This window comes from Bradyrhizobium sp. 17, assembly GCF_023073515.1.
Lineage (GTDB): Bacteria > Pseudomonadota > Alphaproteobacteria > Rhizobiales > Xanthobacteraceae > Bradyrhizobium > Bradyrhizobium canariense_D.
This window is the reverse complement of sequence record NZ_JADPJQ010000021.1, coordinates 26,808-39,817: the sequence shown is the minus strand read 5'-3', so window position 1 is coordinate 39,817 and position 13,010 is coordinate 26,808. Positions and strand designations below refer to the sequence as shown.

The window sequence follows — 13,010 nt, the reverse complement described above, 5'->3', positions numbered from 1 at the left end:
GGGATGCCCCCCTCCGTCGCTCAGTCACAATTACCGAACCCCCTTGCACACACAACAACAGAACGCTTCAGAACCGGCCAATCGAGCGTGTTTTCCAGCGGGTGTTGCACAAATAACACGCAGATGTGATCAGGGCGACTTTGTAACACTTTGAATCTGCTCATCTTTTTCGACAGGTTTCATCTGCCATCAAAAGTTCCGGCACCAGTCCCTCACATTCGTGGAGACGCCTCGCTGTGGGTCTGGGGCGCCGAATCGTGGAATCGACCAGGGACTCGCCGTGCGCCAGTCCTTCGGGAACTGGCTGGCCTGACCATCAAGCGGCTGCAAGATCGACAAAATATCGATCTGCGCATCGTCGATCGCTTGCAGGACTTCACCGTCGAGCTTGTCTCGCAATCGACAAAGCGATGAATGACTTTTCGCACCGCTTGCGGAGATCGCTGTTGTCGTCAGGACCGATTGAAAACGCGTACGTCTCGAAGCGGTCGGGATATTGCCTATCGATATCTCGCAGTGAGCTACCCAGCTGGATGCTCTACGTCCTGACTATTGTAAGATGAGATCCGTAGCGGCGGAGTCCTGACAGTTGAAGAATGAAACAGCGTGCCAGATCGTCCCTGCTTTGATTTCCAAGGCCGTTTCCACGGAAAGAGAAATCGCAAGTCAAGGCCCTCCCTGGTTACGGCGACGCCTGGCGCGACGGGGCAGATCCTCGGCCGGCGAGCGAGTTATCCCGACTAATAGTGAGAGCGCCCTTCCCGCAGCCCTGACACGGGACCCCGTCGGCCGATCTGAGGGCAATCACCGCTCATAGTTTGTGGCGAATCGCGGAAGAGACAATCAAATCAATCGCTTGCAAATGAATCACTTGATAGAGGCGGTCGGCGACGAAGGCAGTCGTCCCACACGCGGGCCATCCGATCCAATTTGAAAGCAAAATCAATCGTTTATATGGATGAAGGGAGCCTTTGTCCGCGCCAGAACCACTCTTAATACAAGCGCCAGAACCTCCAACTTGGCGTCCGTTATCGCGGCGTTACGTTCTCGGCCCGAGAGCAAACCGCCTGGTTTCGGAATTCGCTGGGAATATTCGAGCAAAAACACACGCTTCCAAATTGACCAGCCCAAGTAATTAGATGCATAAGGCTCGCACCGGAGAGGTGGCCGAGTGGCTGAAGGCAACGCTTTGCTAAAGCGTCATACGGTCTCAAGCTGTATCGAGGGTTCGAATCCCTCCCTCTCCGCCACTCCGCAGCTTGTCCGGCCCGAAGACATGGGTAACGGAACGTACCTAAGACATGGGTGACAGCCTCGTGCCGAACGGGTTGTCGAGAGGTTGCAGGGTTTTCTGCTCCGGGTCGAAGTATCCCAGATCATAGTGCAAGGGCGCGATCTGAATCCGCCGCCTCTGATCTGCGCCCAGTCATCTCGTCGGGATCGCTCACGCCGCTCCGAATCCGGATGGACCACGAGGGAACCGATTAGCGAAAATCAGGTTCGCCTGCGAAACGACCGCCGGGACGTGATTCACCGCTCAGTGGGCGGAGACCCAGGCCCTCGCCTCGCGTTGCGCGGCCGAGATGTCGGCGTCCGACATCTGTCCGGCGACTTCCTGGCGCAGCGTCACGGCATCCTTGCGGCCCTTGAGCGCGGCGAGGTTGAACCATTTGTGCGCGGCGACGAGATCGACGAGGCCGGAGCGTCCGCTCGCCCAATAGAGGCCGCGCTCGAACAGCACGTCCGACAGCGCGCCTGCGTCGATCGGCGTCGCGGTCTCCAGATCGAAAGTACCCTGAAACATAACGCATCCCCTTTTTTCTTATGCCGTCTCGTACCCCGAGCGCGGCTCCCGTCCGATCAACTGTTCAACTCATCCCCGAGGCTTTTTGCCCGTGCCGTTTGCCGGCTTGTTGGAGGTAATGATGGCGGGCAAATTTGAATGGCAGTTTAAGTATCGCGATGAAGCAGACGTAAACGCGCCCGCGCCAGGCGCGCACGACAAATGCAAGAAATCCCTATTTTGCAGGGACTTCTGCAATTCGTCAGATTCGGTTTACCTTGGGATTTTGGGAGAACGATAACCATTGCGCACGGTGACGCGCGTCCTGTGGTGTCCCCGCCTGCTGTCGTCACCGTATTCCAGAGACAGCAATGGTCCCACGAGAAGCTGCGGGGTACTGGATCGCCCGGTCGGAGCCGCGCGATGACACCGCGAACGGAGAAGCGGTGCGCGAACTGCCTGCAATTGCGCTGCAGCCTCCCTGCTCAAGCAGGGCGCGCATATGAAGAAACATATGGCTGCAAGCTCGACTGCGGCCATCCTTCGAGACGCCCGCCTGCGGCGGGCCCTCAGGATGAGGGATGAGGATGCGGCAGCATCAACGCAGATGGATGCAGCCGAGCCTCATCCGGAGGGGACCGCGAAGCGGTCCTCTCGAAGGACGAGGTGCTCGCTCAGGCGCCGCTGACGTCATATGCGACAACCCTGACTGCTCAAGGGCAGAACGGCCACATCGCGGTCAGATCAACAATGTCGGGATATGGGAATGCCGGCAATACCCCGGCCTCATGAGAACGAGGGCGTCGGCGAACACGTCAGGACCAGATTCCACGTTGGCCGAAGGCCGCCTGTGAAATTGCGGAGCCCCTTACGGAGAGCCGCACCGAACGAAGAAAACTTGTTTCTTCTGCCGGACCGGGCTTAGCGAGCGAACCCGCGAAGAGAACGATCCGACCGTTGACCTGATGTCTCGCCGACACCCTCTATCGTCGACCAGAACCTTTTGAGAGGCGCTGATGACGTGCCGGCTCTCTAGGAGCCGGCAACTTCAAAAAGCGAAGTTACTTCTTCTTGGCGACCTTGCGGGTCTTCTTCGCAGTCTTCTTCACTGCGCTCTTCGCCTTCTTCGCCTTCTTCGCCTTCTTAGCTTTCTTGGCCATGTTGCCCTCCGATGTGTGAGATGGCTTAATCGCTGCATGCAGTCGGGGATCGAGTGCACACTCATCCCGAATACACCAACACAACGAAAAAAACAGCGTCTCGCTTAAAGAAGTGTTGACGGCGAAACGCGCCTGCGCTGGCGAACGCGATGCAAACGGACTGCATGAGGTGTGCTTGCGATCGCAGAGAGTGCCCGCGGCATCGACGTTTGCAAAAGATGCGATTGTAGAAAAACACTATGCAGCAAGTATTTTCTTGCACGCGTGCATCGCGCACGATCGTTGCAATGATGCATCCTGCCGATCGCGCGAGCGCCTCGCGAAGGCGCTTCGCGGACTCTGAGTCGCGACTTTTGGCAATGAAAATATTTTCATGATTAACGGCGCGAGCGCTCGTCAGAGCGCGTGCAAGTCGCCGTTTTGCGCGAATCGCGTGACGGCGATTCGGTCGGCGTGTCGCGTTCGATCGGGATGAAGTTCGTCGCAGAGGATGTGCGCGAGCGTCGCATCGCGAACCGAAAGCGAGGTGACGACGCCTGTCCGTCACCTCGTTCGAACGCGCGAGGTCAGATGCCGAGCTTGGACTTGAGCAGCTCGTTGACGCTCTGCGGGTTGGCCTTGCCGCCGGATGCCTTCATCACCTGGCCGACGAACCAGCCGAGTGACTGCGGCTTGTCCTTGACCTGCGCCGCCTTGTCGGGATTGGCCGCGATGATGTCGTCGACAACCTTTTCGATCGCCGAAAGATCCGTGACCTGCTTCATGCCGCGGCTTTCGACCAGTGCGCGGGGATCGCCGCCCTCCTGCCAGACGATCTCGAACAGATCCTTGGCGATCTTGCCGGAGATCGTACCCTCGCCGATCAGGTCGATGATCCCTGAGAGCTGTGCGGCATCGACCGGAGAGTCCGTAATATCCCGGCCTTCCTTGTTGAGACGACCGAACAGCTCATTGATCACCCAGTTCGCGGCGACCTTGCCGTCGCGCGGGCGGTTGGCGAGTTTCTCCAGCACGGTCTCGTAGAACACTGCACTCTCGCGCTCGGCGACCAGCACGCTGGCGTCGTAGGCCGACAGGCCGAGATCCGCGACGAAGCGCGTCTTCTTCTGGTCCGGCAGCTCGGGGAGCTCAGCCTTCAACTCGTCGACGAAGCTTTGCGAAAACTCCAGCGGCAGCAGGTCGGGATCGGGGAAGTAGCGATAGTCGTGCGCCTCTTCCTTGGACCGCATCGACCGCGTCTCGCCCTTGTTGGGGTCGTAGAGCCGGGTCTCCTGGTCGATCGCGCCGCCGTCCTCGAGGATTTCGATCTGGCGCCGGGCCTCGTACTCGATCGCCTGGCCGATGAAGGTGATCGAGTTCATGTTCTTGATCTCGCAGCGGGTGCCCAGCGGCGCGCCGGGCTTGCGCACGGAGACGTTGACGTCGGCGCGCAAGGATCCCTTCTCCATGTCGCCGTCGCAGGTGCCGAGATAGCGCAGGATCGAGCGCAGCTTGGTCACATAGGCCTTGGCCTGCTCGGCATCGCGGATGTCGGGTTTCGACACGATCTCCATCAGCGCTACGCCGCAGCGGTTGAGATCGACATAGGACATGGTCGGCGACTGATCGTGCAGCAATTTGCCGGCGTCCTGTTCCAGATGCAGCCGCTCGATGCCGATGGTGGCGGTCTTGCCGCCGTCCAGTTCGACCACGACCTCGCCTTCGCCGACGATCGGCGACTTGTACTGGCTGATCTGGTAGCCCTGCGGCGAGTCTGGATAGAAATAGTTCTTGCGGTCGAACACCGAGCGCAGATTAATCTGCGCGTTCAACCCGAGGCCGGTCCGGACAGCCTGTCTGACGCATTCCTCGTTGATCACAGGCAGCATGCCTGGCATCGCCGCGTCGACCAGCGACACATGCGAGTTCGGCTCGCCGCCGAATGCGGTGGGGGCGCCGGAGAACAGCTTCGCGTTCGACGTCACCTGAGCGTGGACCTCCAGGCCGATGACCATCTCCCAGTCACCGGTTGAGCCCTTGAGAAGCTTGTGCGTGGCCGTGCTCATGTCTTGCTCCCGAGCAGCGTGGCAGCGATCCGCTCCCACTCTGCCTCTAATGAATCCTTCGCCACGGGCTGGCCGGCCTGGCGGTACCAATAGCCGGCATTGCCGAGGTCGCCCTCGACCCGGTGCAGATAGGCGTGCACCCAGGCGGCCTCGCGGCCGCTCTCGTCCTGGACGATCTTGTGCGCCTGGTCCCAGTCGCCCTTGGCGGCCCACCATAGTGCGGCAAGTGGAGCGCTGAGGTCCGGCGCCGGCGCGGCGCCGTCGAGGCTGGCGATATACGCCGCCATGCTCACCACCATTTCGCCGGCGTGAAGCGGCCGGCGGCCTGCTCGATCACCTCGCCGAGCGAGAACAGCGTCTCCTCGTCGAAGGGACGGCCGATCAGCTGCAGGCCGAGCGGCAGGCCCTGCGCATCCTTGCCGGCGGGCACAGCGATGCCCGGCAGGCCCGCCATGTTCACGGTCACCGTGAAGATGTCGTTGAGGTACATCTCGACGGGGTCCGCGCCACCCTTCTCGCCGATGCCGAAGGCCGCCGACGGCGTCGCCGGCGTCAGGATCGCGTCGACGCCCTTGGCGAAGCAATCCTCAAAGTCCTTCTTGATCAGCGTGCGCACCTTCTGGGCGCGCAAATAATAGGCGTCATAATAGCCGGCCGAGAGCACGTAGGTGCCGATCATGACGCGGCGCTTCACCTCCGCGCCAAAACCTTCTGCACGGGTGTTCTCGTAGAGTTCGTTGATGTTCCGGCCCTGCTCGCGCAGGCCGAAGCGCACGCCGTCATAGCGCGCGAGATTGGAGGACGCCTCCGCCGGCGCCACGATGTAATAGGCCGGCAGCGCGTATTTGGTGTGCGGCAGTGACACTTCGACGAGCTCGGCCCCGGCCGCTTTCAGCCAGGCCGCGCCCGCTTCCCAAAGGTTTTCGATCTCGGCCGGCATGCCGTCGAGACGGTATTCCTTGGGAATGCCGATCTTCATGCCCTTCACGGACTTGCCGATCGCGGCCTCGTAGTCCGGCACGGCCATGTCGACCGAGGTCGTGTCCTTGGGATCGTGGCCAGCCATCGAGCGCAGCAGCATCGCGGCATCGCGCGTGCTGCGCGCGATCGGACCAGCCTGGTCCAGCGAGGAGGCAAAGGCGACGATGCCCCAGCGCGAGCAGCGGCCATAGGTTGGCTTGATGCCGACGGTCGCGGTGAACGCCGCCGGCTGGCGGATCGAGCCGCCGGTGTCGGTCGCGGTCGCGCCCATGCAGAGCAGAGCCGCCACGGCGGAGGCCGAGCCGCCAGACGAGCCGCCCGGCACCAGCGTCGTGTTGGAGCCATCACGCCGCCAGGGATTGCCGACCGGGCCGAAGCACGAGGTCTCGTTCGACGAGCCCATCGCGAACTCGTCATTGTTGAGCTTGCCCAGCATCACCGCGCCGTCGCGCCAGAGCTGCGAGGTGATGGTGGACTCGTAAGTCGGCACGAAGTTGTCGAGGATTTTCGAGCACGCCGTGGTGCGCACGCCCTTGGTCGCGAACAGGTCCTTGATCCCGAGCGGAATGCCGGCGAGCGGCCCCGCGTCACCCTTGGCGATCTTCTCGTCGACGGCCTTCGCCATGTCGCGCGCGCGGTCGGGCGTCTCCATGACGAAAGCATTGAGCGCGCGGGCGGCTTCGATCGCGTTCAGATGCGCGTCGGTCAGCTCGAGGGACGTGAAAGTCTTTGCCGCGAGGCCCTTGCGGGCCTCCGCGAGCGTCAGCGATGTCAAATCGGTCATTTATTGATCGGGCTGCAGAAGAACGGAGACAGGGATTTGTCGTTGGCCGGGTCGTCTTTCTTGGCGGCCGCTTTCGCAGCCGCCTCGATCTCGTCGAGCACGGCATTGACGGCGACGTTGGGGTCGGCAGCCTTGCCCTGCCGCTCCATCTTGTCGAGATAGTTCATGTAGGCCTGATAGGCCTTCTCGTCGTCGCAAAGCATGCACATCGGACTTCGTCCTGAGACTCTTTTGACGCGTTTTCTTTACGCGAACCGGCTTCCACTTCGCTCGAAAACGCTACGTAAATTACTCAACAACCTTCGGCACCAGGAAGAAGTGGCCTTCGGTCGCGGGCGCGTTGGCAACGATATCGTCGGCGATCTCGCCGTCATTGACCACATCCTGCCGCTTCTTCATCTGCATCGGGGTGACCGAGGTCATCGGCTCCACGCCCTCGACATTGACCTCCGAGAGCTGCTCGACAAAGGCGAGCATGGCGTTGAGCTCGCCCTGCAGATGCGGAACCTCGCCCTCGGAAACCGCAATGCGCGCCAGATGCGCGATGCGGCGGACGGTAGCGGCGTCGACGGACATTATATAAGGCCTCTCACGGCAAAACCTATGTGCCGTATAGCAGAGGCCGCTTTTGCGCCGCAACCGGCGCCAGCGCATGATCCGGAAAAGTGTGAAGGGGTTTTCCGAAAAGATCATGCGCAAACAAGAACCTAAAGCACGATCAGGCTTCGCCCGAAGCTCATCGCGCTTTAGGGACCTATCCGGCCAACGCCTTCATCCGGGCAAGCGCCGATTTGGCGAGATCGCGGGTCAGTTCAGCTGCCGGGACCTCGCGGCCCAGGGCGATCGCCTGCCCGGCCCAGAGATTGGTGAAATCCACCCTGCCCTGCTTTTCGGCCGCGGCCTTGAGCGGTCCCAGTGCCGTTGCGGCATGGGGAAATGGCGGTGCGTCCGGCGAAATAGGGCCGGCCTCGCGCATCAGGCGGTTCTGGACGCCGCGCGCCGGCCGCCCGGTCATGACATTGGTGATGACAGTGGAATCATCCCGCCCCTCGGCGAGCGCCGCGCGAGCCGCCGTACTGACCTTGGATTCAGGACAGCGCAGATAAGCGCTCCCGATCTGCACGCCGGCCGCGCCGAGCGCGAAGGCGGCCGCGATGCCGCGGCCATCCGCAACGCCGCCGGCCGCAATCACCGGGACCTTCACCGCGTCGACCACCTGCGGCACCAACGCAAAGGTGCCGGGCTGTTCAGAGACCTTGTCGGTCAGGAACATGCCGCGATGGCCGCCGGCCTCCGCGCCTTGTGCGATCACCGCGTCAGCGCCGTGCTGCTCGAGCCAGACCGCTTCCTTCACCGTCGTCGCCGAGGAGATGACGAGACATCCTGCCGCCTTGACCCGCTTGAGCAGCGCGGCCTCCGGCAGGCCGAAATGGAAGCTGACGATCTCCGGCTTCAGCTCCTCCACGACCTCGCAAAAGCCGGCGTCGAACGGCGCGCGGTTCGCTGCATTGATGGGTGCGGCGGGATCGAGGCCATGCTCGCGGTAGTAGCCCGCGAGGCGCTGCTTCCAGCGCGTCTCCGCCTCGGCCGTGAGCTCGACCGGTATGTGGCAGAAGAAATTCATGTTCACCGGCGCGGAGACGCGCTGCCGGATGATGTTGACCTGCTCGCGAGCTTTCTCCGGCGACAGCATCGCGCTCGGCAGCGAGCCGAGGCCCCCGCCTTGCGCAACGGCGATCACCAGCTCCGCGTCCATCACGCCGGCCATCGGCGCCAGCACGATCGGGAATTCGGTCTTGAAGAGATCGATCAATCGACGGTTCGGCCACATGGTTGTTCTCTCGCAGTTTAGGCGGACACGCTGGAATTACGCCGGCTGGTTAGCAGTTGCTCGGCCTCGGTCGCGATCCGTTCGACGATTTCGGCGGCGGACGGAATATCATGGATCAGGCCGACGGCCTCGCCGGCAAAGACCGCGGCGACCTCGAAATTGCCCGCGGCCCTTGCCGCGGCATATTCGACGGTCACCTCGGCGGCGCGCTGCATCAGCTCGACCTCGCGGCCGGTCCAGCGCCTGATATGATCGTTGACCAGCGTTCGCGCGGTGAACGGGGCCGGCCAGAACAGGCTGCGTGACCAGTCGACGATGACGCCGCGCACCGTGTCATTGGGATCAGCGTCGCGAATGCGCTGCTTGGCTTCCTCCGCGCCATTGGCCTCCACGCTCGCATAGAAGCGCGTGCCGATCAGCACGCCGGAGGCGCCCAGCATCATCATCGCGGCGAGCCCGCGACCATCGGCAATTCCGCCGGCGGCAACCACCGGCACGCGGCCGGCCGTGAGATCGACGATCGCAGGTACGATATCGACGGTTGTGCGCGATGCGCCGTGACCGCCGGCTTCGGTACCCTGCGCGATCAGGATGTCCGCACCGGCATCGAGCGCCTGCTTCGCCATGTCCTCGCTCTGCACCTGGCGGATCAAGCGCGCCCCGCACGCCCTGATGCGCGCTGCAAATGGTGCGGGATCGCCGAATGACAGCATGATCGCTTGCGGATTGGCGTCGAGTGCGATGTCGAGAAGTCTTGGCTGTCTTGCCAGGCTCCACGTGATGAAGCCGATACCGAACGAAGCAAAGCCGCTCAGTTGCCTGGTCTCGGCCTCGAGCCGTTCCTGATCGCCGTAGCCACCACCAAGGATCCCGAAGCCGCCGGCCTCGCTGACAGCCCGCGTCAGCCGGCTGCCGGCGATCGTGTCCATTGGAGCCAGCAGGATCGGATGTTTGATCCCCAGGAGCTGGGTCAGCGGCGTGGTGATCGGCATGGCTCCTCCGCTCTCGACACGAACATTAGTCCAGAATACCATTCTCTAAAATTGAATTCTAACGAACGCTACCATCTCAAAAGCGAAACGATGCTATGGAACTCAGCGACATCCAGACCTTCGCCGCCGTCGCCCGGACCGGGGGCATCACCCGCGCGGCCGAAGAGCTCAACACGGTGCAGTCGAACGTCACCCAGCGCGTGAAGGCACTGGAAGCCGAGATCGGCACGCCGCTGTTCGAACGCCATAGCCGCGGCATGACCCTGACCGGCGCGGGCAAGCGCCTTTTGCCCTACGCGCAACGGATGTCCGCACTAGCGCGCGAGGCCGTTCTCGCGGCCTGCGACGACGGCGAGCCCAAGGGACCGCTCGCGATCGGCTCGATGGAAACGACCGCAGCGGTGCGGCTGCCGCCGCTGTTGGCCGATTATCATCGCCGCTTTCCCGCCGTCCGGCTGAGCCTGCGCACCGCGCCCACCGCCGACCTCGTCGCCTGCGTGCTCGAAGGCACGCTCGACGGCGCCTTCGTCGCAGGTCCGATCGTGCATTCCGATCTTACCGCGACAAGCGCGTTCCGCGAAGAGCTGGTGCTGGTCAGTGCGCGGCGCTGGGCCACGCTCGCCGAGCTGCGCGCCGGCACGCCGGACTCGGGCCCGACCGCACTGACGTTCCGCACGGGCTGCACCTACCGGCAGCGGCTGGAACAAATCTTTGTCGAGTTCGGCTGGCCGTCAGCCGCACGCTTCGAACTCGGCACGCTCGACGGCATGATCGGCTGTGTCGCCGCCGACATGGGCGTGACACTGCTGCCGCGCGCCGTGGTCGAACGCAGTGCGATCAACGGCAGCGTCTCGATCCACGCGCTGAGCCATTCGCACGCGCAGGTCGAGACGCTCTTCATCCAGCGTCGTGCCGGACATCAAACCAGTGCACTGAACGGGTTTGCCGCCTGCCTGAAGCAAGACGACGACGTCATCGCGGCCTGAGATGCCAGCGCCGCAGCGCCACGACGGCCCAGATCGCCTCGACCACGCCAAACGGCCAGGCTCCTTGCAGGAAGCCGTAAGCCGAACCGAGCACGCAGGCCATTGCGAACATCAGCACGAACCAGTGGCTGCGGTCTTCCAGGGCGTAAGCGACCAGCATCGCTGTCACGGCGAACAAGCCGAATAATGTCAGCGCATCCATGTTCCGGGTTCACTCCGTAGCGCGACGCGTGATATGCGCTAACACCATGCCGGCTCTTATCCTGCCTCTCGTCGATGCTGCAACCCACTGGCCCGAACGCGGCGGGTTGGTCGGCCTTGATCTCGGCACCAAGACAATTGGCGTTGCCGTCTCCAATCCAGACCGCCGGTTAGCGACCGGCGTCGAAACGATCCAGCGCAAGGCGTTCAAGCAGGATGCCGCCCGGCTGCTCGCGATCGCCAGTGAACGCAAGGCCGTCGGCTTCGTGCTCGGCCTGCCCATCAACATGGACGGCAGCGAGGGCCCGCGCGCGCAATCGACCCGGGCGTTTGCCCGCAACCTCGCCGGCCTGACCGCGCTGCCCATCGGCCTTTGGGACGAGCGTCTGTCGACCGCCGCTGTCGAGCGCGAACTGATCGGCATGGACGTCAGCCGCGCCAAGCGCGCCGAAGTGATCGACGAGCACGCCGCGATCTTCATCCTGCAAGGCGCGCTCGACCGCCTCGCCAATCTGCGCGCAGCCCCGGGGCCTGACTGATCCATGGCCGTCGTGATCGCGGCGCTCCTCCCCGTCTTTATCCTGATCGTGCTCGGCGTGGTGCTGAAGCGCACCCTGATGCGGCTCGACACGCAATGGAACGGGCTGGAGCGGCTGACCTATTTCGTGCTGTTTCCGATGCTGCTGATCCAGACGCTGGTGAAGGCCGACCTGTCCAAGGTGCCGGTGGCCGGCGTCGGCGGCGCGCTGCTGCTGTCGGCGCTCGCGATGTCGCTGCTCTGCCTCGCGCTCCGCCCGGCCCTGTCGCGGCTCGATATCGACGGCCCCGCCTTCACCTCGATCTTTCAGGGCGCGATCCGCTGGCAGACCTATGTGGCGCTGTCTGTCTCCGCCAATATGTTCGGCGAGGTCGGGCTGGCGCTCGCCTCCGTCGCGATGGTGGCGATCATCCCGCTGGTCAACGTCCTCAGCGTCGCGGTGCTCGCCCACTACGCAGCGCCGAAGAAGCCATCCGCGCGCACCGTTGTCATGACGGTTGTCCGCAATCCCCTGATCTGGGCCTGCGTGATCGGGCTCGTCGTCAACGTCATCCACCTGCCGCTGCCGAAGATCTGGCATGAGGTGGCGGACGCACTCGGCCGCTCCTCGCTCGCCATCGGCCTGCTCGTCACCGGCGCCGGACTGCATCTTGAAGGCCTGCTCCGCCCCAGCGTGGGCGCCGCCATCGGCGTGGTGTTCAAGCTGGTACTGATGCCCGTGATCGCGCTGGTGCTCGCCGTCTGGTTCGGACTGTCCTTCGACAGCCTCGCGATCGTCGCGATCTGCGCCGCGGTGCCGACCTCGACCAGCGCCTATGTGCTGGCCCGCCAGATGGGCGGCGATGCACCGCTGCTGGCGCAGATCATCACGCTGCAGACGATTTTGGCGGCGATCACCATGCCGATCGCGATCGCGCTGGTGACCTAACTCCCCAGCCACATCGTCAGCACCACTGCCGTCAGATTGTTCAGCGCGTGCAGCACGATCGTGAGCCAAAGCGAGCTGCTGCGGTAGCGCATGTATCCGAACCACAGGCCGATGGAGAAGACCTCGGCGAGGAAGTACAGGTCGTATTGCAGATGCACGACCGTCCACACCAGCGACGACAGGATGATGGCGCCGGGCACGCGCAGAAAGCTCGCCGACCAGCCGCGAAACAGAAAGCCGCGGGCGAGGACCTCTTCGGACATCGGCGCTGCCACGCTGAAGGCGAACAGCAGCATCAATGCCGCGCCCTTGTCGCGGCCGGATTTCAACAGGTCGGTCATGAAGCCAGGCGTCGCCTCGCGGCCCAGACTCCGCGACATCGTCTCCCAGGCGACCACGATCAGGATCAGCCCGACGGCGCCGAACAGGAGTTGCTTCCAGGACGGCCAATAGAACGCGAGATAGTCGACGAAGGAGGCTTTCTTGATGCGGATGGCCAGCCACACCGCGGCCATCGTCGCCGGCAGGCCCATCGTGACCGAAAACGCGAGCGACGCCGGCTCGCGACCGATGTGCTGCATCGATGCGAGGTCGATTGGGTCGCGGGCGACCCAGACCAGATAGACGATGGCCCCGATCTGCCCGACGAACATGGCTGCGAAGATAGCGATGCCCCACAGCGCCGTGCCCCAGAACTTCCAGACTCGCGGCGGCGCCGGCGTCTCGGTGAGCGGCGGCAGATCGGGATTGAGGGAGTCCATCAGGAGGCTTTCGTTTGGCA

Annotated in this window: 14 protein-coding genes and 1 tRNA gene; 5 read left to right on the top strand and 10 right to left on the bottom strand. The window is 63.4% G+C overall.

What is annotated here, in order from left to right:
* Positions 1-150: 150 nt before the first annotated feature.
* Both IVB13_RS04075 and IVB13_RS04070 read left to right on the top strand, forming a co-directional pair.
* Positions 151-414: a hypothetical protein gene (locus IVB13_RS04075; RefSeq protein WP_247487852.1), complete on the top strand. Its 264-nt coding sequence runs from the start codon at positions 151-153 to the stop codon at positions 412-414.
* 743 nt (positions 415-1,157) lie between these two features.
* Positions 1,158-1,250, top strand: a tRNA-Ser gene (locus IVB13_RS04070).
* Between the two features lie 287 nt (positions 1,251-1,537).
* On the opposite strand, the gene IVB13_RS04065 is transcribed toward IVB13_RS04070, so the two are convergent.
* From IVB13_RS04065 to IVB13_RS04030, 8 genes are all read right to left on the bottom strand, one after another.
* A complete protein-coding gene (locus IVB13_RS04065) occupies positions 1,538-1,804 on the bottom strand; it encodes a hypothetical protein (RefSeq protein WP_007611206.1) in 267 nt (88 codons plus the stop codon).
* 1,705 nt (positions 1,805-3,509) lie between these two features.
* Positions 3,510-4,988, bottom strand: a complete 1,479-nt coding sequence (gene gatB, locus IVB13_RS04060; RefSeq protein WP_247487851.1) for an Asp-tRNA(Asn)/Glu-tRNA(Gln) amidotransferase subunit GatB — start codon at positions 4,986-4,988, stop codon at positions 3,510-3,512.
* Positions 4,985-5,287: a hypothetical protein gene (locus IVB13_RS04055; RefSeq protein WP_247487849.1), complete on the bottom strand. Its 303-nt coding sequence runs from the start codon at positions 5,285-5,287 to the stop codon at positions 4,985-4,987. The genes gatB and IVB13_RS04055 overlap by 4 nt, the downstream gene beginning before the upstream one ends.
* Positions 5,278-6,753: an Asp-tRNA(Asn)/Glu-tRNA(Gln) amidotransferase subunit GatA gene (gene gatA, locus IVB13_RS04050; RefSeq protein WP_247487848.1), complete on the bottom strand. Its 1,476-nt coding sequence runs from the start codon at positions 6,751-6,753 to the stop codon at positions 5,278-5,280. The genes IVB13_RS04055 and gatA overlap by 10 nt, the downstream gene beginning before the upstream one ends.
* Positions 6,750-6,962 (bottom strand): hypothetical protein, encoded by a 213-nt coding sequence (locus IVB13_RS04045; RefSeq protein ID WP_007611210.1) that lies wholly within the window; start codon positions 6,960-6,962, stop codon positions 6,750-6,752. Before IVB13_RS04045 ends, gatA begins: the two co-directional genes overlap by 4 nt.
* 79 nt (positions 6,963-7,041) lie before the next feature.
* A complete protein-coding gene (gene gatC, locus IVB13_RS04040) occupies positions 7,042-7,329 on the bottom strand; it encodes an Asp-tRNA(Asn)/Glu-tRNA(Gln) amidotransferase subunit GatC (protein WP_007611211.1) in 288 nt (95 codons plus the stop codon).
* A 178-nt stretch (positions 7,330-7,507) separates the two neighbouring features.
* Positions 7,508-8,584, bottom strand: coding sequence for a nitronate monooxygenase family protein (locus IVB13_RS04035; protein WP_247483013.1), 1,077 nt, complete (start codon positions 8,582-8,584; stop codon positions 7,508-7,510).
* Between the two features lie 17 nt (positions 8,585-8,601).
* A complete protein-coding gene (locus IVB13_RS04030; protein ID WP_247487846.1) occupies positions 8,602-9,576 on the bottom strand; it encodes a nitronate monooxygenase in 975 nt (324 codons plus the stop codon).
* A gap of 95 nt (positions 9,577-9,671) precedes the next feature.
* Between IVB13_RS04030 and IVB13_RS04025 the strand changes: the two genes are divergently transcribed.
* The gene (locus tag IVB13_RS04025; RefSeq protein WP_085357371.1) at positions 9,672-10,562 is read left to right on the top strand and encodes a LysR family transcriptional regulator; all 891 of its coding nucleotides are present in this window, start codon (positions 9,672-9,674) and stop codon (positions 10,560-10,562) included.
* On the opposite strand, the gene IVB13_RS04020 is transcribed toward IVB13_RS04025, so the two are convergent.
* A complete protein-coding gene (locus IVB13_RS04020) occupies positions 10,549-10,764 on the bottom strand; it encodes a hypothetical protein (RefSeq protein WP_085357370.1) in 216 nt (71 codons plus the stop codon). The genes IVB13_RS04025 and IVB13_RS04020 overlap by 14 nt on opposite strands.
* Before the next feature lie 46 nt (positions 10,765-10,810).
* On the opposite strand from IVB13_RS04020, the gene ruvX reads away from it, so the two are divergent.
* Both ruvX and IVB13_RS04010 read left to right on the top strand, forming a co-directional pair.
* On the top strand, positions 10,811-11,302 hold the full coding sequence (ruvX, locus tag IVB13_RS04015; protein WP_007603328.1) for a Holliday junction resolvase RuvX: 492 nt from the start codon (positions 10,811-10,813) through the stop codon (positions 11,300-11,302).
* Between the two features lie 3 nt (positions 11,303-11,305).
* Positions 11,306-12,229, top strand: a complete 924-nt coding sequence (locus IVB13_RS04010; RefSeq protein ID WP_247487845.1) for an AEC family transporter — start codon at positions 11,306-11,308, stop codon at positions 12,227-12,229.
* On the opposite strand, the gene IVB13_RS04005 is transcribed toward IVB13_RS04010, so the two are convergent.
* Positions 12,226-12,990 (bottom strand): CPBP family intramembrane glutamic endopeptidase, encoded by a 765-nt coding sequence (locus IVB13_RS04005; RefSeq protein ID WP_085351451.1) that lies wholly within the window; start codon positions 12,988-12,990, stop codon positions 12,226-12,228. The two genes, IVB13_RS04010 and IVB13_RS04005, sit on opposite strands and share 4 nt — an antisense overlap.
* Positions 12,991-13,010: the final 20 nt, after the last annotated feature.

What these genes read in the sequence shown, in the direction of transcription:
- gatC (WP_007611211.1), bottom strand. Translation starts at nt 7,329, where the DNA reads ATGTCCGTCGACGCCGCTACCGTCCGCCGCATCGCGCATCTGGCGCGC.
- IVB13_RS04045 (WP_007611210.1), bottom strand. Translation starts at nt 6,962, where the DNA reads ATGTGCATGCTTTGCGACGACGAGAAGGCCTATCAGGCCTACATGAAC.
- IVB13_RS04030 (WP_247487846.1), bottom strand. Translation starts at nt 9,576, where the DNA reads ATGCCGATCACCACGCCGCTGACCCAGCTCCTGGGGATCAAACATCCG.
- IVB13_RS04055 (WP_247487849.1), bottom strand. Translation starts at nt 5,287, where the DNA reads ATGGTGGTGAGCATGGCGGCGTATATCGCCAGCCTCGACGGCGCCGCG.
- IVB13_RS04010 (WP_247487845.1), top strand. Translation starts at nt 11,306, where the DNA reads ATGGCCGTCGTGATCGCGGCGCTCCTCCCCGTCTTTATCCTGATCGTG.
- gatB (WP_247487851.1), bottom strand. Translation starts at nt 4,988, where the DNA reads ATGAGCACGGCCACGCACAAGCTTCTCAAGGGCTCAACCGGTGACTGG.
- IVB13_RS04065 (WP_007611206.1), bottom strand. Translation starts at nt 1,804, where the DNA reads ATGTTTCAGGGTACTTTCGATCTGGAGACCGCGACGCCGATCGACGCA.
- IVB13_RS04020 (WP_085357370.1), bottom strand. Translation starts at nt 10,764, where the DNA reads ATGGATGCGCTGACATTATTCGGCTTGTTCGCCGTGACAGCGATGCTG.
- IVB13_RS04035 (WP_247483013.1), bottom strand. Translation starts at nt 8,584, where the DNA reads ATGTGGCCGAACCGTCGATTGATCGATCTCTTCAAGACCGAATTCCCG.
- IVB13_RS04005 (WP_085351451.1), bottom strand. Translation starts at nt 12,990, where the DNA reads ATGGACTCCCTCAATCCCGATCTGCCGCCGCTCACCGAGACGCCGGCG.
- gatA (WP_247487848.1), bottom strand. Translation starts at nt 6,753, where the DNA reads ATGACCGATTTGACATCGCTGACGCTCGCGGAGGCCCGCAAGGGCCTC.
- ruvX (WP_007603328.1), top strand. Translation starts at nt 10,811, where the DNA reads ATGCCGGCTCTTATCCTGCCTCTCGTCGATGCTGCAACCCACTGGCCC.
- IVB13_RS04025 (WP_085357371.1), top strand. Translation starts at nt 9,672, where the DNA reads ATGGAACTCAGCGACATCCAGACCTTCGCCGCCGTCGCCCGGACCGGG.